General features: G+C 72.0%; 14 protein-coding genes, 2 tRNA genes and 1 pseudogene. 11 read left to right on the top strand and 6 right to left on the bottom strand.

Features of this window, described 5'->3' with window-relative positions; genetic code table 11:
- The first annotated feature begins 225 nt into the window (after positions 1-225).
- Both AB0M16_RS19990 and AB0M16_RS19985 read left to right on the top strand, forming a co-directional pair.
- Complete coding sequence (locus AB0M16_RS19990; protein WP_365344604.1) at positions 226-1965, top strand: protein kinase; 1740 nt, start codon at positions 226-228, stop codon at positions 1963-1965.
- A 271-nt stretch (positions 1966-2236) separates the two neighbouring features.
- Positions 2237-3001, top strand: a complete 765-nt coding sequence (locus AB0M16_RS19985) for an alpha/beta fold hydrolase (RefSeq protein ID WP_365344602.1) — start codon at positions 2237-2239, stop codon at positions 2999-3001.
- Between the two features lie 266 nt (positions 3002-3267).
- Here the strand turns inward: AB0M16_RS19985 and AB0M16_RS19980 are convergent, their stop codons facing one another.
- From AB0M16_RS19980 to AB0M16_RS19970, 3 genes are all read right to left on the bottom strand, one after another.
- Positions 3268-4545, bottom strand: coding sequence for an extracellular solute-binding protein (locus tag AB0M16_RS19980; protein ID WP_365344600.1), 1278 nt, complete (start codon positions 4543-4545; stop codon positions 3268-3270).
- A 412-nt stretch (positions 4546-4957) separates the two neighbouring features.
- Positions 4958-5629 (bottom strand): response regulator transcription factor, encoded by a 672-nt coding sequence (locus AB0M16_RS19975; protein ID WP_365344598.1) that lies wholly within the window; start codon positions 5627-5629, stop codon positions 4958-4960.
- Entirely contained in the window at positions 5620-6768 is a 1149-nt protein-coding gene (locus tag AB0M16_RS19970; RefSeq protein WP_365344596.1) for a histidine kinase, read from the bottom strand. The genes AB0M16_RS19975 and AB0M16_RS19970 overlap by 10 nt, the downstream gene beginning before the upstream one ends.
- A 279-nt stretch (positions 6769-7047) precedes the next feature.
- On the opposite strand from AB0M16_RS19970, the gene AB0M16_RS19965 reads away from it, so the two are divergent.
- From AB0M16_RS19965 to AB0M16_RS19935, 7 genes are all read left to right on the top strand, one after another.
- Entirely contained in the window at positions 7048-8295 is a 1248-nt protein-coding gene (locus AB0M16_RS19965; RefSeq protein WP_365344594.1) for a serine hydrolase domain-containing protein, read from the top strand.
- A gap of 374 nt (positions 8296-8669) precedes the next feature.
- Positions 8670-10094 carry a DEAD/DEAH box helicase gene (locus AB0M16_RS19960; protein WP_365344793.1) on the top strand — a complete coding sequence of 475 codons (1425 nt, stop codon included), beginning with the start codon at positions 8670-8672 and terminating at the stop codon, positions 10092-10094.
- 278 nt (positions 10095-10372) lie between these two features.
- Positions 10373-11518 (top strand): hypothetical protein, encoded by a 1146-nt coding sequence (locus AB0M16_RS19955; protein WP_365344592.1) that lies wholly within the window; start codon positions 10373-10375, stop codon positions 11516-11518.
- An 82-nt stretch (positions 11519-11600) separates the two neighbouring features.
- Positions 11601-12308, top strand: coding sequence for a hypothetical protein (locus tag AB0M16_RS19950; protein ID WP_365344590.1), 708 nt, complete (start codon positions 11601-11603; stop codon positions 12306-12308).
- A 245-nt stretch (positions 12309-12553) separates the two neighbouring features.
- Positions 12554-12630: transfer RNA gene (locus AB0M16_RS19945), tRNA-Trp, on the top strand.
- Between the two features lie 111 nt (positions 12631-12741).
- Complete coding sequence (locus AB0M16_RS19940) at positions 12742-13113, top strand: hypothetical protein (RefSeq protein WP_365344588.1); 372 nt, start codon at positions 12742-12744, stop codon at positions 13111-13113.
- Between the two features lie 46 nt (positions 13114-13159).
- Positions 13160-13660 carry a protein-tyrosine phosphatase family protein gene (locus tag AB0M16_RS19935; RefSeq protein WP_365344586.1) on the top strand — a complete coding sequence of 167 codons (501 nt, stop codon included), beginning with the start codon at positions 13160-13162 and terminating at the stop codon, positions 13658-13660.
- Positions 13661-13755: 95 nt separating this feature from the next.
- Here AB0M16_RS19935 and AB0M16_RS19930 read toward each other — a convergent pair.
- A tRNA-Met gene (locus tag AB0M16_RS19930) sits at positions 13756-13829 on the bottom strand.
- Between the two features lie 161 nt (positions 13830-13990).
- Between AB0M16_RS19930 and AB0M16_RS19925 the strand changes: the two genes are divergently transcribed.
- Positions 13991-14716, top strand: a complete 726-nt coding sequence (locus tag AB0M16_RS19925; protein WP_365344584.1) for a dienelactone hydrolase family protein — start codon at positions 13991-13993, stop codon at positions 14714-14716.
- A gap of 128 nt (positions 14717-14844) precedes the next feature.
- Positions 14845-15339, top strand: a complete 495-nt coding sequence (locus AB0M16_RS19920) for an SLATT domain-containing protein (protein ID WP_365344582.1) — start codon at positions 14845-14847, stop codon at positions 15337-15339.
- A 177-nt stretch (positions 15340-15516) separates the two neighbouring features.
- Here AB0M16_RS19920 and AB0M16_RS19915 read toward each other — a convergent pair whose 3' ends face one another.
- Positions 15517-16131 (bottom strand): TetR/AcrR family transcriptional regulator, encoded by a 615-nt coding sequence (locus AB0M16_RS19915; protein ID WP_365344580.1) that lies wholly within the window; start codon positions 16129-16131, stop codon positions 15517-15519.
- Positions 16132-16379: 248 nt separating this feature from the next.
- A pseudogene (locus tag AB0M16_RS19910) lies at positions 16380-16979 on the bottom strand (3-hydroxyacyl-CoA dehydrogenase NAD-binding domain-containing protein); the annotation flags it as partial.
- Positions 16980-16981: the final 2 nt, after the last annotated feature.

The raw sequence follows: 16981 nt of genomic DNA, 5'->3' as shown, positions 1-16981 counted from the left end.
GCCATGGCAGCGCAGGGGCCGCGCCGGGTCATGGCTACCCCGCAGGGCTTCAGCGAAGGCCACGAGTGCCCCGATCTCGGGCGAGATGTCTCGTGCCGCACGGCAGTTCGAAAGTGCGGCCTCACGCCGAGGGCTGGTCCGTGCGCACTCGCACACACGCGAACCCCTACCCTGGTGCCCGCCACGTGGCGAATTTCGAACAGTGCGACGAACGGGATGTGACAGGTGACGGGGGCGAACGGCGCGGATCTGGTCGGCGAGGTTCTGGGCGGGCGATACCGCGTGACCGCGACGATCGGGCGTGGTGGCATGGGTGTGGTCGCCCGGGCGGTCGACCAGTTGCTGAACCGCGAGGTCGCCGTCAAGGTCCTGCGGGCCTACACCGACGCCTCCCCGGCCGAACTGGCCGATCTGCGCGTCCGGATGCAGCGGGAGGCGCAGGCCGCCGCCCGGGTCCGGCACAGCGGTGTGGTCACCGTGCACGACGTCGTCGAGGAGCGCGGGCTGCCGGTCATCGTCATGGAGCTGGTCGACGGGCCCTCCCTCGACGACGTGCTGGCCGAGCGCGGCTCGCTGGATCCGCGCGAAGCGGCCGCGATCGGGGCCAAGTTGATGGACGCGCTCGACGCGGCTCACCGCGCGGGGGTCCTGCACCGGGACGTCAAGCCCGGCAACGTACTGCTGGAGCGGAGCGGCCGGGTCGTGCTCACCGACTTCGGCATCGCCAGCATGGAGACCTCCGGTGACGAGGCCCTGGCCAAGCTGACCCAGAGCGGTCAGATCGTCGGCTCCCTCGACTACCTGCCACCGGAGCGCGCGCAGGGCCAGGTGCCGGGTGCCGCGTCGGACATCTGGGCGCTCGGCATGACGTTGTACGCGGCCGTGGAGGGCGCTTCGCCCTTCCGTCGTACGTCCGTGTGGTCCACGCTGCAGGCGATCGTCGGCGAACCGCTGCCGGAGCCGCGGCGCGCCGGCCCGCTCGCCCCGGTGCTGCAGGCGCTGATGGCCAAGGACCCCCTGCAGCGGCCCGATGCCGGGCAGGCACGCGAGATGCTGGAGGCCGTCGCCGAAGGCGGGCGGGGGGACCTCACGGCGACACCGACACCGGCACCGGCACCGGCACCCCAGCCCGTCGCTCCCCCGGGCTTCGGTCCCGCCGTCGCCCCTCCGCTCCCGCAGCCGGCCCCGCCGTCGGCAGCTTCCTACCTGCCGGCCGGCGCGTACGCGACCCCTCCGTCGGCAGGAGCCCCGCAGCAGGGCCTGGTGCCCGGTGGCACCGCCGGTCACCACGGCCGTTCCGAGACCCGTGCCACGACGGTCGGCGCGCGGCGCCGCCGCACCCGAACGATCGTCGCGGTGGCCGCAGCCACCGTCCTCACCTGCGGCGGAGTCGCCTACGCGCTCCTCGACGTGCGAGGCGGTGAGGGTGGCGACGGGGCGAACGCGGCGCTTCCCACCGCGAGCACGACCTCCGACGGGGAGAGGTCCGACGCGGGTGGCGCGACCGACGGACCGACCTCCCCGGGGGACATGACGTCCATCGGCCCCGGCGAGACACCGTCCAGCACCCCTTCCGGGAAGGACGAGGACCGTGAGCCGGGTCCCTCGTCGTCGCCCGGAGCCGACAAGCCGGCCGACGATCCGTCGGCCTCCCCCAAGTCGACGCCCAGCTCCACGGTGAAGGAGCCCACCCCGGTGTCGACGGCGTGCACCGGCTGGGCCCACTCGAACCGCAGCAGCGGCTCCGGCCACGTGTCCCGGAACACCCACCTCTACACCGGGCCGTACGCGGAGTGCTCCTACGTGACCGCGGTCAATTCCGGCACGAAGGTCTCCTACGAGTGCTACATCACCAATGCCCATGCCAACAAATGGATCTACGCCCGCATCGCGGGCACGGAGACCGAAGGCTGGGTGTTCGGCGACAAGTCCACGCTCGACAGCGGCACCCTCGCCCGTTGTTAGGGCGGATCCGCAGCTCACCCGAAGTCGTGACGGGCGTCGTGACAGGCGTCGTGACAGGCGTCGTGACAGGCGTCGTGACAGGCGTCGTGACGGGAGTCATGAAGTGGCGGTCCGGTCGCGGCGGGCGGGGCGGGCCGACGAGCCGCGCCACTGCGCGAGCTCACTGACACCCCCTCTCCCACGGTCGACTCCCGACCGAACGCCCTGAAATGATCGCCACGTGACAACCGGCTTCCACGAACGATCCGACCCGCGAGCGAACGACGCATGGGTGCCCGCTTCCGACGGCGGTCGGCTCTGGGCCGAGCGTCGTGGTGCCGGCAGTCCGGTGGTGCTGCTGCACGGCGCCGGCATGGACTCGCGCCTGTGGGACGCCGTCGTCCCCGAGCTGGCCCGCCACCACGACGTGATTCGCTACGACGCCCGCGGACTGGGGCGCTCCGCGACGCCGGGCGAGCCGTTCAGTGACGTCGAGGATCTGCGCACCGTTCTTGACCACTTCGGAGTTCGCCAAGCCGCGCTGGTCGGGTTGAGCATGGGCGGGGAGACCGCCCTGGACTTCGCCCTCGCCCACCCCGGGCGCGTCACCGCACTCGCCCTGGTCGGCGCCTCGGTCAGCGGCCACGTGTGGCCTGAAAGGCCGGAGTTGGCGGCCTATGACACCGCCCGACGCGAGCGGGACGCGGCGACCCTGGCCGAGCTCGAACTGGCGATCTGGGCGGCCATGGGTCGCACGGCCCCAGGAGGAGAGCTCATCGAAGCGATGGTCGCCTCGAACGCCGAGCAACGAGTGGTGAGCGAACAGCACATGGTCGTCCCCACGGCCCGTGATGCCGAACCGCACCTCGGGGAGATCACCGTGCCGACGCTGGTCCTCCACGGCGACCACGACCACCCGGAGATCGCGGTGATCGCCCGACGACTCGTCGCCGACATTCCCGCCGCCCGCGGCGAGACGATCCGAGACGCCGACCACTACCTGCCGCTCCGTGCACCCGAACGTCTCACCGAACTCCTGCTGTCGCACCTGTCCTGAGACGCGGACACCAGGGCACGCGCGGGTGGTGCCGATCCGCTCGTCGGCCCCTGGGGTGCGGGGCGCTCGGAGCGCATCGTAGGTCGGGATCGGGGCCGGTGCCGCCGCGGTGGAGGCGGCTCGGCCCGCCGGCCCGGAGGCTCAGGGTCCGTCGTGTCGGGTTCCGGGTCAGCCGCGGAGCTGCCCGCCGGCCGGCCTCGCCGATCGGCGCCCCGCCGCGTCCGGCGCGGGGGCTCCCGGGCTCACCGCAGCCGCTCCGGAAAGCGCTACCGCTGGTTCGCGATGTCCCGGGTCTGCTGCGCGATGTCCTCCAGCACGGCCTTCGAATCGGCGGACGGGGCGACCGCCTTGCCGATGTTCAGCTTGATGGTGTTGCTCACCTGCAGCCAGGACGGGTCGTTGACCGGGTAGAGCTGGGCGCTGCGCAGCGCGGTCAGGAACTGCTCGGCGCTGGAGTCGTCCGCCGCGTACTGGGAGGCCGCGGTGGCCGACACCGTCGAGGGCAGCAGGTGGTAGCGCTTGGCGAACTCGTTGAGGTTGTCGTCCTGGTAGACGAAGTCCAGGAACGATCCCACCCGTTCCCGGTTGCCGTCGTGCTTGAAGGCCATCATCCAGTCGGCGACGCCCGCCGACGGCGGGGCCTCCTCCTCGCTCAACCTGTCCGAGACCGGCATGCTCAGGGTGCCGACCTTCATGCCCTTCGCCTTGGCCTCGTGGAGGAGCGAGGGATAGCCGTTGACCATGCCGACCTGGCCGCGCAGGAAGGCGGCGAAGGCGTCCTTCCGGTTCAGCTCGGCCGGCGGGACCGGGCCCGTCAGGGCCGGGGCGACCAGGTTCTCCCTGATCCAGTCGAAGGTCTGCGCGTTGCGCTCGGAGGCGATGCTGTAGACGCCCATGCTGTCGGTGTATCCGCCGCCGTTGCTCAGTTCCCAGATCAGAGCCTCGGCGTGCGCCTCCTCCGGACCGAGCGGCAGGGCGTACGGGTAGAGCACCCCCTCCTTCTTCAGCGCCCTGGCCGCCTCCTTCAGGTCCGACCAGGTCTTCGGCGGCTTCGCTCCGGCCTTGTCGAACAGCTCCTGGTTGTAGAAGAGGAGCCGGCTGCTGGCCACGAAGGGCAGGCCGTAGAGGGTGTTGTCGACCGACCCCGCCTCGGCGAGCGGTGCCAGGAAGTTCGCCTCCGACCTGACCGACAGCAGTTCGTCGGCGGAGTACAGGCGGCCCTGGGCGGCGAAGTCGGAGTACGCGCCCATCAGGGCCACGTCCGGGGCGTTGCCCTCCTTGACCATGCGGGTGACCTCGCGGTCGACGTCGGCCCAAGGAAGGAGCGTGACCTCGACCTTCGTGCCGGGGTGGGTGGCGGTGAAGGCGGCGGTCAGCCGGTCCCAGTACGCCTTGGAACTGGTCGCCGGGCTGTCGCCGTACTCGGCGGCCACCAGGCGCAGTGTCGTCCCGTCGCTCCCGGAAGAGCCGCAGGCGGTGACGAGAGAGCCCAGCAGAGCGAGTGCGGCCACGGAGGCGGCCGCGCCGGGGAGTCTTGGTCGCACGGATGTTTCCTCTTGATTTTTTCGGACAGTGCGTCCGGAATCCTCTCTTGTACCCGTGCGTATTGCTCCCCCTGCACGACGGTTGTGGTCATTGATCCAACTGTGCCTTTTGCGGCTGGTGTTTTCCGATATACCGGCGCCACGACCGACGCGCGTAGAACCCGCCACGATGTCCACAGTGACTCCCGCATGGAGCCTTGACGGAAGACCCGCCGGTCCGGTGGGCGGGGTGAGCCCGGCCGGACCGGCCCGGTGAGCCGGGTGAGCCCGGCCGGCGCCGGTGAGCTGGGTGGGCCGGGTGGCGCCCGGTGAGGTGGGTGAGCCGGCCGGCGCCCGGTGAGCTGGGTGAGCCGGGTGGCGTCGTTCCGGCCGCGGCCCGCCGTGCGACGATCCGGCGCAGAGGGGCGGCCGATCACCGGCCGGGGGCGGAGGTGGGCGTGCCGCCGTGGCGGCGGAGGTAGGCCAGGACGGCGCGGACCCTCCGGTGGCCGCTGTCGCCGGCGGACAGGCCGAGTTTCAGGAAGACGCTGCCGATGTGTTTGTGGACGGCGTTGTCGGTGACGAACAGCCGCTGGGCGATGCCGGTGTTGTCGTGCCCTTCCGCCATCAGCCCCAGGACCTCGCGTTCTCGGGGCGTGAGGGCGTCGACGGGATCACCGCGGGCGGCGAGGAGCTGGGCGATGACCTCGGGGTCCATCGCGGTGCCACCGGCGGCCACCCGGCGCAGTGCTTCGGTGAAGTCCTCGATGCGGCTCACCCGGTCTTTGAGCAGATAGCCGATGCCGCCGCGGGTGTCGGAGAGGAGTCGCCCGGCGTATTCCTGCTCGACGTACTGGGACAGGACCAGGACGGGAAGGCCGGGGCGGTCGCGACGGGCCCGCAGGGCGGCGTGGATGCCCTCGTCGCGGAACGTCGGGGGCAGCCGCACGTCGACGATGGTGACGTCCGGGCGGTGGGTCTCGACGGCGGCGAGGAAGCCGGGGCCGTCATCCGTGATCGCGGCGACCTCGAAACCCTGGGAGCCCAGCAGGAGTTCCAGCCCGGAGGCCAGCAGGACGTTGTCCTCGGCGATGACTACGCGCACGGCAGCTCCACGGTGAGGACGGTCGGCCCGCCCGGCGGGCTGCTGATCTTCATGGTGCCGTCCAGAGCCGCGGCGCGGCGGCGGATTCCGTCCAGGCCGCTGCCCCGAGAGGCGTCCGCCCCGCCGGTGCCGTCGTCCGTGATCTCCACGGAAAGGACCGCCCCGCTACGGGTGACGAGCACCGCGGCCTTGGCGGCCCCGCTGTGCCGCGCGATGTTCGCCAGCGCTTCGGTGACGGTGAAGTAGGCGACCGCTTCGACCGCGGCAGGGACCTCGCCGAGTTCGCCGACGTCGATGCGGGTCGGCACGCCGGCCCTGGTCGCCAGGGTGTGGAGCGCTCCGACGAGGCCCTGGTCGGCCAGGACCGGAGGGTAGATGGTGCGGATGACGGAGCGCAGCTCGGTCATCGCCTCCTCCGTCTCGGCCTGGGCCTGCCGCACGAGCGCGGCGGCCGCTTCGGGGTCCCGGGGAAGGCTCTGCCCGGCCACCGCGAGCCGTATGGCGATGGCCACCAGCCGGGCCTGGGGGCCGTCGTGCAAGTTGCGTTCGATCCGGCGCAGTTCCGCGCCGTGCGCCTGCAGGACGTCCGCGCGCGTCCGGGCGAGCTCGGTGACGCGCGCGGCCAGTCGTTCCGCCGGTGAGGGCGCCAGTACGGCGAGGCAGCACCGGGCGTGCGCCCGGGCGAGCGGTGGCAGGGCGACGGCCGCCAGGACCGCGAGGAGCAGGAGCTGCGCCACGTTTCCGGTCAGCGCGAGGGCCCAGCTGTCGACCGGGACGTCCAGCAGCAGCAGTCGCGGCGGATCTTCGGGGGAAAAGGCCCACCATCCCACCGTGACGACGAGCGTGAGGAGCAGGTTGCCCAGGCACAGCAGGGCGAGCGCGCCCGCTGGCAGACCGATCGCCACCTGCGTCACGAGCCACGTGAGGTCGCGGCGCAAGGCGCGCGGACGCGGCTCGACCGGCCGCCCCAGCAGCGCCCCGGCCCGCCGACGGTGGCTCTCCGCCCAGGGAGCCGCCAGCGACGGTACGCACAGCAGGGGCGCCGCCAGGAGCGTCGCCGTCGAGGCCATCAGAGTGCCGAGGAGGTAGCGTCCGCCGCGCCCGGTCCGGGCCCACCGTGCCCGGGCCTCGCTGATCATGCCGTGCACTGGTTCGCCTCCGCCTTTCCTGCGCCGTACGGCCTTGTGCCTTTTGGCCTTGCGCCTTGTGGCCTTGTGGCCTTATGGCCTTGTGCCTTGCGGCCTTGCGGCCTTGCGGCCTTGCGCCTTGTGGCCTTCCGCCTCGTGGGACCGGGAGCGGCTCTCAGGCGCGTCACTGTACGGGCGGGGGCGCACCTCCGGCACTACAGCCAGCTGTAGGTCGCCCTCCGTCGCCTGCGGTAGCGACGCGCGACCGTACCCATACCTAGCGTGGCGGTCATGACATCCACGACCTCGGCCTCCGCGCCGCAGCACCGCCCGTCCCAGCAGCGTCACCGCCGGTTCCGCCGAGGCCGGTGGACGGCCGTCGCGGCTGCCGCCCTCGCCACGGCAGGCATGGCCATGGCCGTCCAGCCGTCCGACGGCGCGGTGGCGACGACCGCGCCCGGCTACCGGCAGGACGACCTGCGTCTGGACACCACCGCCCTCCAGGCGCTGGGGATCACCGGCGTCCAGGCGCGGGTCACCACCGCTTCCGGCCGTGACCTGGTCGCCACCGCGGGCGTGGCCGTGGCGGGCACGACCCGCCCGGTGCCCCGCGACGGCTACTTCCGGATCGCCAGCACCGGCAAGGCACTCATGGCCACGGTGATCCTGCAGTTGGTCGACGAGGGCAAGCTGTCGCTGGACGACACGGTGCACCGCCGGCTGCCCGGTGTGATCGACGGCAACGGCAACGACGGCCGGCAGATCACCGTGCGCCACCTCCTGCAGAACACCAGCGGCCTCCACGACGACCTGCCCGGTTTCGACACCCCCCAGCAGTACTACCAGCACCGGTACGACACCTACACCGCCGAACAGATCGTCGCCCGGGCGATGAAGCACCATCCGGACTTCCGGCCCGGCACCGGCTGGGGCTACTCCAACACCGGCTACGTCGTCCTCGGCATGATCGTGGACAAGGTCACCGGCCGCCCGTGGCAGGAGGAGGTCGAGAACCGGATCCTGAAACCGCTCGGCATGAACCACACGTACCTCCCGGCCACGCCCACCCTTCGTCGCCCGCACGCCGACGGCTACCAGGTCTTCACCTCCGGAGAACGGATCGACGTCACCGAGCAGCTCGTCCCGGACCTCGGCGGCTACGTCTCCACCACGGCGGACGTCAACCGCTTCTTCCACGGACTGCTGGGCGGCGATCTGCTGTCCGCGGCGCGCACGGCCGAGATGAAGGACGCCGTCCCGGTCGACAAGCAGATCGAGGCGTTCTGGCCCGGCGGACGCTACGGCCTCGGCCTGGTCAGCCGCCCCCTGAGCTGCGGCGGCACCTACTGGAGCCACGAAGGCGGCGAAGCCGGCTACATCACTCTGAACGGCGCCACCGACGACGGCGGCCGCACGGTCACCGTCTCCATGTCCACCAGCTTCAACGACCTCGACGGAATGCTCCGGCAGCACCGCGCCGCCAGTGCCCTCGTCGACCGCGCGCTGTGCGACACCTCCGGCAGCCGACACGGAAAGTGACCCACCGGGCTCGTGCCGGCCCCGGGGGCGCTCGTGCCGGACCCCGGGGCGCTCGTCCGGGACCCCGGGGCGGCACAAGGCGCTCTCGTCCATGGAGCGACTCGGCCTCACGCCTGCCGGCTGCCGGCTGCCGCGGTCGGGAGTGCCGGGTGGCGGGCGGCGGGGCGACGGGGGTAAGGACCGGGGCGACGGACGGGGGCGGGGGCCCGGGGAGGATCCGTACGGACCGATCGGCCGCCCGTTCACGCGTGCCGTGCTCCTCCGATCTCGACCATGGATCCCCATGTGACCGTCAGGTCGCCCCTGGGATTCGGTCGGCCCCCGCCTGCCGTGCTTTCCTTGGTGTGCACCCCATCGAAGAAGGCATGGCATCCATGAACCGCTCGGCCCGTACGGGAGATCTCACCGGCCTCGCCGATCTCACCGGCCACACCGGCACCCCGCCCCTCCCGGCCGCGGAGCGCTTCTCCGACATGGAGCTGCCCGAGGCGGTTCTGGCGACGCTGACCGGCCAAGGCGTCACCACGCCGTTCCCGATCCAGTCCGCCACCCTGCCCAGCGCCTTGGCGGGCCGGGACGTCCTCGGCCGGGGGCGTACCGGGTCGGGCAAGACGCTCGCCTTCGGGCTGGCGCTGCTCGCCCGCACGGCCGGCCGGCGCGCCGACGCCAAGAAGCCGCTCGCCCTGGTCCTGGCCCCGACGCGCGAGCTGGCCCAGCAGGTGACCGAGGCGCTGACGCCGTACGCCCAGGCCCTGAAGCTGCGCCTCGCCACCGTCGTCGGTGGTCTGCAGGCGGGCCGACAGGCGGGCGAGCTGCGCGCCGGCGCCGAGGTGCTGGTCGCCACCCCGGGCCGCCTCAGGGACCTCGTCGAACGGAGGGACTGCCGCCTCGACCAGGTGGAGATCACGGTCCTCGACGAGGCCGACCAGATGGCCGACATGGGGTTCCTGCCCCAGGTGACCGAGCTGCTCGACCAGGTGCGGCCCGGCGGGCAGCGGATGCTGTTCTCGGCCACGTTGGACCAGGACGTCGAGCTCCTGGTCCGCCGGTACCTCCAGGACCCGGTGGTCCACGCGGCCGACCTCGCCGACGGGACCGACACCAAGGTCGAGCATCATGTGCTCCACGTCCACGGTGCCGAGAAGTTCGCCACCGCCACGGAGATCGCCGCGCGCGAGGGGCGGGTGATCATGTTCCTGGACACGAAGCACGCCGTCGACCGTTTCGCCCGCCACCTCGTCGCCAGCGGGGTGCGGGCCGCCGCGCTGCACGGCGGCAAGTCCCAGCCCCAGCGCACCGACACCCTGGAGCGGTTCAGGACGGGAGCGGTCACCGTGCTGGTGGCGACGAACGTCGCGGCCCGCGGCATCCACGTCGACGACCTGGACCTCGTCGTCAACGTCGACCCTCCGGCCGACCCCAAGGACTACCTGCACCGCGGCGGCCGTACGGCACGGGCCGGGGCCTCCGGAAGCGTCGTGACCCTGGTCCTGCCCGACCAGCGCCGCGACATGGCACGGCTCCTCACGGAAGCGGGCGTCCGGTCCCGGACCACCAAGGTCCGCCCCGGCGAGCCCGAGCTGCGACGCATCACCGGAGCCAAGACCCCCGCCGGCACCCCCGACAGCGGTGCCACCGCCACCGCCGCCGCAGGCCGCAACCAGCGCGGCGCCGCCTTCCGGGGCATCGGCACGGTCCCGGGGAAGCCCGGCCGCGCCAAGAACGAATCCCGCAAGTCCGCCGAGGCCCGACGCACGGCCGAGGCCCGCAAGGCCGCTCGCGTACGGCGCGGCGCTTAGGCGACGTCTGGATCCGACGGCTGGCTCCGGCGCTGGCTCCGGCTCCCCGCGTCTGACGCCAGGAGCCCGGCGCCCGGCATCCGACGCCGGAAGTCCGGCCGCTGGAGTCCGGTGTCCGGGCGCTCGGCGTCCGGCGCCCTCCGTTCGGCCTCCGTTCGGAGTCCGGCGTACCAAGACGCGGCTTCCGGTCCGGCGGTACGCGGATCTGTGGTCCGATCCGGGCAACAGGCGGTACCGCCGGCCGTCGAGGCGTAGCGCACGGTGCTTGACTCGGGCCCATGACCGCCCGCGGCATCACCTGCGCCATCGCTGCCTCGCTGACCTTGAGCGCCCTCCTCGGCGGATCCGCGCGCGCGGAGGACAAACTGTCCGTGACGGGGCCGGACATGGTCGAGGTGGAACTCGACCGCGACGACAGAACCGGTCTCATGACCGGCAGTGCGCATCTCGTCGTCACCACGTCCACCGAGCTGACGACCCGCTTGGTCGCCACGGCTCCGCTCGACATCACTCAGGACGACTCCGACATCGAGTGCGTGGAACAGGACGCCGCAAAGGCCACGTTGCTCGGTGCTCCGCCCTCGCTGCGGGTGTCGTCCCCAGCCGTGGTGCTCGTGCGCTTCGCCGTGGACCGGAAGTGCGCCGACCGGCAGGGGACGCTGATCGTGTCGGCAGCAGCCCCCGGGGCGGCGGGGGCCGCAGCCGTCGCTCCCGCCACCATCCGGTTCTCGTTGGTCCGCGGAGTGGAGGAAGATCCGGAGTACGAGAACGCGCTCGGCGGGGCGACGCTGCTCGCGCTGCTGGCGCTGTTCCTGATGATCCTCCCTGGCCGATGGCTGTGGGCCGAGGTCGCGCCGAAGTGGCGGTCCAAGCGTCTGCCCATCGACGTCCCCTGGGGCGCGAAGGACAGCTGGGTCACCAACATCACCGCACTCGGCGCACTTCTGGGGACCGTCCTCGCCGCGACCGGCGTCATCCAGGAGTGGCTGCCCGGGATCTCCCTGTCGCGCTTCCTGACCATGAACCTGCTCTTCGGCGGCCTCATCCTGATCGCCCCCGTCATCTACTCGGCCTCGTGCACCTACAGGCTGGAGACCGACACCGGGGGCTCGAGGAGACTCAGGGCGACGGGGCACGGCTGGGGCATCGTCGCCTCCGCGTTCGTCACCGTCCTCGGGGTCTTCGGCCAGTTGTCGATGGTCCTCGCCATGGCCGTCGCCTCGACGGCCGGTCTGTCCGCGAAGTGGCTCATCGGTGCGGCCCTGGTCCTCTCGGCGGCGGTGGTGGGCCTCTACGCCGTGCTCTTCGTCAGGGGCACCCTCGCCGCGGCGGACTCGCGCAGCGGCGTTGCCCCTGCCAGGCGAAGGCGAGCGGTGCCGGCCTCCCGCATCCGCCCCTCCCCCCCGACGTCGGCAGCGCTCTGACGACGGGACGGCATCGGCGACGAGCACGCGGTGCCCCGTGCTGCTGTTCTCCTCCGGACGCGCGCGGGCCAGAATGCCTGTCGTGAGCGAAGCCGAACACTCCACCAGAAACCCGGAACCGCGTTCGTTCCTGTCCTGTGCGACGGCGGTGGCTCGACTGTTGGGAGTCGAAGACGGCGCCGCCACGGAACCGAACGAGCGGCAGGCCCGCCGCCTCGCCTCCGCGGTGAGGAAGCCGTTGCTCGAACGCGGCTTCCTGCCAGAGGAGTTGTTCGCACCGCTGATTTCGGCAGCCGTGTACGACCCGGACCCCAGCTTCTGCCGCTGGTTCGTCGAGCCGGCCGTCTACGCGTTCGGGCGCCGCCGTGTGATGGCGGCGTTGGTCGACCATCTGCGGAACGGCACGGACGCCGAGCGAGCGGGTGCCCTGCGGGCCTGGTACTCGGCTCACGTGCCCTTGCGCGCAGAGAGGTCCCCGGCGTACGGACACGGTGGGGTACGGGATCCCGCTCTCGACAGGTCGAGGGACGTCAGAGAGGCCTGGCTGGCGGCCTGCCTGCACGTGTTCGCGGAGACGACCGATCTGCGGGTGCGCCACCGTGTCCTGCTGGACCTGCCCACCTCCCGCGGCCTACCCGCCACGACTGCACGAACTGCTCGCGAGCACTCTCGCATCGGCCCGAGCAGATCCCGACCTGCCCATCCGTCGCTGGGCCGCCGCCGCAGCAGACCCGTTGCCCCCTGGTGGAGGCGGCAACGGACAGGTTCCCTGAAGGCCGCCCAGGGCTGAGACCCTGCGCGCCGTTCGCCGAGCCGACCCTTGCGGCGGGCCGGACTCGCCGGTCCACCTCGACGTACGCGACAAGGATGATCGTGCGATCACGGTCGGGATGTACACGCCGCGAACACGCTCGGCGCGCAGCCGGGACGTGGCGCACGTGGCGCGCCCGGCCGAGGCGAGGACTGGGTGCGGACGCGCCACGGCGAAAGTCGATGGCAGGTGCGGCACGGCATGTGTCATGCTTGCGACCGCAGAGGGGTGTAGCTCAGATGGCCAGAGCGCCGGTCTCCAAAACCGGATGCCGCAGGTTCGACTCCTGTCACCCCTGCCACGCAAACCGCGCCTTCGAGGGAGCGGTGCAGCGCCCCCGCCATCTCAGGTGGGGGCGCTGCGCGTTGGGTCACCTCCGGCAGCAGCCGATGGCCTCCGCCAGGTCATCCGCGTGGGCGAGGCGGCCGGGGAGCAGTGCGGCAGGGAAGGCGAGTGCGGTCGCGGAGGCGAGGCGCCGAAGTACCTCAGCCGCTCGTCATCCGCCGCCGAGGATGCGGCCGGCTTCCGCGGCGACCGAGGGGTCGGCATCCGTCAGCAACGCGGAGGCGAGCGCTTCGAGCTGTTCGTCGCCCGCGTCGGACTGGAGGAAGCCGTTGGTGACGGCGGCGGAGAGGTGATCGCCCGAATCGTCGTCGGCCACCGCGAGCGCGGCCAGGACCATGCGCAGGCCGCGGCGGTCACCGCGTTGCGGCAGCGCCTCGGCATTCTCCTGCGTGACCGCCGTGTCCTGACCGTCGAGCAGCAGCCGATGCCCGGCCCGTGACCCGGCAGACTTGTGCCGGATCCGACATCGACGTACGGAGGAACGGATGAGGACGGGCGAAGCTGCAAGCAGCCGTCGCGTGCGGGCCGTCCACCTGCCCCAGGGCGGCCTCGTGCTCGCCCGGGGGCTGCGCGGCACGGCGGCACCGCAGCCCGCGCCGGAGTTCGGCCTCTATCTTCTCGGACATCCCCTCGACCGTCCCGGTCTCTACGGTCGCTTCCTCATGGGCCTGCGCCCATGGACCCCGCCCTGGCCGTACGAGCGCGTCGACTGGCCCGACTTCTCGGCTCCTCGCCGCCCGGAGGAAGCGGTCGGCCGGCTCCGCGCGGTCCTGGCACGCGTCCAGGCCGGCGAACGTGTCGAGGTCGCCTGCGGCGGCGGTCGCGGCCGCACCGGAACGGCCTTGGCCGCACTCGCCGTCCTGCAAGGGACGCCTGTCGCCGAGGCGGTCGCTTGGGTACGGGCGGCATACGACCCCAAGTCCGTCGAGACGCGTTCTCAGCACCGGTTCCTCGATCACGTCGCCGCTTCGGAGCCGTCCGCCTGATCCGGCACGTGGTGGAAGGAGGAGCGTTCTTGAGGTCGGGTGCGTCGCGTGCAGTCGGGCCCGCCGCATCCTGCGCGGCGGGCCCGACTCCTTCGTGGCCGAGGCGGGATTCGAACCCGCGACCTCTGGGTTATGAGCCCAGCGAGCTACCGAACTGCTCCACCCGGCGGTCTTCACTGTAGGACGGCGACTCCACGCCGAGCGAACGGTTTTCAGCGGCGCGTTCGATCAAGGACATCCGGCCGGTGTCGCGGGCCGATACGTCCGCGCCCTTCTGCCGACAGTGAAGACCCGGCCCACCGTGCTCGACCGTCGCTAGGGTCGGATCTCATGACGACGGTGACAACACACGCGGTCGAATACCCGGCCGACGGCCTGACGATGATCGGGCATCTCGCGCTCCCCTCCGGTGTCGACCGCCGGCCGGCAGTCCTGATCGGGCCCGAAGGGACGGGGCTGAACGACTTCCAGCGCCGTCGGGCGGACGCCCTCGCCGAACTGGGATACGTGGCCCTGGCCTTCGACATCCACGGCGGGCGCTGGTTCACCGACCCGCAGGAGATGCTGGCGCGCGTCATGCCGCTGCTCGCCGACCCCGACCGGATGCGGGGCATCGGCCATGCCGCGCTCGATGTCCTGCGTGCCGAGCCGCGGACCGATCCCGACCGCATCGCCGCCATCGGATACGGCACCGGCGGCGCCATCGCGCTGGAACTCGGTCGGGACGGCGTCGATCTGCGGGCCATCGGAACCGTCAACGCGCTGACCACGGGCCGACCGGGCGAGGCGGCCCGCATCCGGTGCCCCGTGTGGGCCGGTGTCGGATCGCAGGACCCGATCATGCCCGCCGCGCAACGAGACGCCTTCGCCGCCGAGATGGAGGCCGCGGGTGTGGACTGGCGCCTCGTGGTCTACGGCGGAGCGCTGCACGCCTTCCATCACCCGCCGGTCGACCAGACCGTCCTCCCCGGCGTCGGCCACCACCCTCTGCACGCCCGGCGGGCGTGGCGCGACATCGTCGGGCTGCTCGCCGAGTGCCTGCCTGTGACGGGGTGACCGGGACGCAGGACAGCCGTCCTGCTGTTCCGACGCCCCGTCCGAGCGCGCCCCGCTCGCCACGCCAGGGAACCGCGCGAGGCCGGCCGACGTCTGCCGGGGAGCAAGATCAAAAGTGCTGACAGAACGTGGGGAGCGGAGTGCAACCGGACAGTGGACCAGGCGTCGGAGCCAGCCCGAGGGACGTGGCCGCCCTCGTGCTCGACAAGATTCGACAGGGGAACGCGTACGCCCGCACGAGGAAGAAACGGTTCAGCCGAAGCGCGTCCATGACCAAGGTGGCCACGCTCGGCCTGTCCGCCGCGTCCACCGTCATCCTCGGTGTGCAGAATCTCAACGCGTGGACCGGTCTGGCCTTGGCGTGCGTCGCGCTGGTGACGCTGCTGGGCGCCATCGAACCGTTCTTCAACTGGCGCTCGCGGTGGGTCTTGATGGAGGAGGCGCAGCACCGGTTCCAGCGGCTCGCCGACGACCTCGAATACCTCATGGCCTCCACGGGCGCCGACGAGCTCACCTTCGATCAGCTCCGTGAGATCTTCGATCAGTACCAGACGATCTGGGACGACCTGAGCCGTACCTGGCTGGAGCATCGCCGGGAACTCGCACCGTCGGGCCGCGCCTAGGGACGACGCGGACCCGTTTCCTCCGCCGCCCTGGCGCCGTCCCGGAGCCGGGCTCCGACCGGCGACGGCGGAGTCGGCGGAGTCGGCTCGCCGCACCCTGTAGGCGCCGGTCCGCGGTTGCGCGGAGGGCCTGGGCGGCGATGCCGGACGGGTCCGGTCCGTCTCTTCCCTGCCGCTTCAGACCTCCGGGAAGGCCGGAGAGATGCCCAGTGAGGGGGCGATCGCCGACCAGATCGCGGACTGGGCCGTGGGCAGGTCGACGTGCGGATCGGCGATCATCACGCGGATGCCGAGACCGTCGCACAGGGCCAGGACCAGGGTGCTCACCGCGGCGACGTCGCAAGGGGTGAACTCGCCCGACTCGACGCCCTGCTCGACCGCGCCACCGACCCAGGTGTGGAGCTGGTCGTACAGGTCGACGGCCAGCTGCCGGGCTCCCTCGTCCCGCTGTGCCCGCACCCACAGCTCCTGCCACAACTTCCAGTCCTGGCGCAGCTCCTCGTCCGTGGGCAGCATGGTGCGCACGATGCGGGCGAGGAGCACGGCGGCCGGCACGCTGCCGGCGTCGCCTCCGTCGAGGTCCGTGCCGGTCTGGGCGAAGGAGTGCGTCATCGCCTCGGCGAAGAGCTTCTCGCGGGTGTCGAAGTGGTAGTGGAGCAGGGCCTTCGACACCCCCGCGTGCTCGGCCACCTTGCGCATGCTGACGTTCTCGAAGCCGATGTCGGCGATCACCTCGCACGCGGCCTTGAGGATCCGCTCCCGTGTCTCGAGTGCGCGCTCGGCCTTGGTCACGTTGGCAACTCCCGGTGTCGGTCTCGGTATCGGCTTCGGCTCGGTGCCGGCTTCGGTGCCGGCTTCCGTGCCGACTTCGGTGCCGGCTTCGGTGCCGGCTTCGGTGCCGGCTTGGGTTCTGCCGATTCGTGCCGGTTCGACGCTTCCCTGCTGGTCGTCGGTCTCAGCACGGAACCGGCTCCGGCTCCGGCTCCGGCTCCGGCTCCGGCTCCGGCTCCGGCTCCGGCTTCAGTGTCGGTTGCGGACCATCATGACCGATCCCCCCGTCCCTCCGGGCGCTCCGCGTACGGGCGGAAGCGCCAGCCCGTCCTGCGGGCGCGCCGTCCCGCGTCCACCATCCGTGCCAGCAGCGGCGGCGGGGCGTACAGCGGCTCGCGGTACTCCGCGTACGCGTACATCGACCGGGCGATGGCCTGCACCGTGTCCAGCCCGATCTGAACCGACTCAGGTCGGCCAGGGCGAGCGGGCCGAGGGGATGGGCACAGCCCAGGGTCATGGCCCGGTCGATGTCCCCGGGGGAAGCCGCACCGCACTCGGCCATCCGCACCGCCGCCGGCGGATACGGCACGAGCAGGGCGTTGACGACGAACCCCGCAGGGTCCCTGGCGTGCACGACCTCCTTGCCGAGGAGGTCGGCGGCGAAGGTTCCGGCGCGGCGCGCGGTGTCCTCGCCGGTGAGCGGCGAGGACACCAGCTCCACCAGCGGCAGCGGGCACCGGGGTGAAGAAGTGCAGGCCGATCACCCGGGACGGCCGTGAGATCGCGGCCGCCAGCCTGATGACGGGCAGGGAGGACGTGTTGGTCGCGAGGATGGCGTCCCGGCGTGCCACGACGGCGTCGAGCCGGGCGA

The organism is Streptomyces sp. NPDC051921 (genome assembly GCF_040680975.1).
Lineage (GTDB): Bacteria > Actinomycetota > Actinomycetes > Streptomycetales > Streptomycetaceae > Streptomyces.
Note: the sequence above shows the minus strand (reverse complement) of the source record. Positions and strands in the feature narration are given on the sequence as shown.

Bases quoted from the DNA above. Each gene is read 5' to 3' on its own strand.
- AB0M16_RS19965 (WP_365344594.1), top strand. From the start codon at position 7,048: ATGACATCCACGACCTCGGCCTCCGCGCCGCAGCACCGCCCGTCCCAG.
- AB0M16_RS19935 (WP_365344586.1), top strand. From the start codon at position 13,160: ATGAGGACGGGCGAAGCTGCAAGCAGCCGTCGCGTGCGGGCCGTCCAC.
- AB0M16_RS19955 (WP_365344592.1), top strand. From the start codon at position 10,373: ATGACCGCCCGCGGCATCACCTGCGCCATCGCTGCCTCGCTGACCTTG.
- AB0M16_RS19970 (WP_365344596.1), bottom strand. From the start codon at position 6,768: ATGATCAGCGAGGCCCGGGCACGGTGGGCCCGGACCGGGCGCGGCGGA.
- AB0M16_RS19925 (WP_365344584.1), top strand. From the start codon at position 13,991: ATGACGACGGTGACAACACACGCGGTCGAATACCCGGCCGACGGCCTG.
- AB0M16_RS19960 (WP_365344793.1), top strand. From the start codon at position 8,670: ATGAACCGCTCGGCCCGTACGGGAGATCTCACCGGCCTCGCCGATCTC.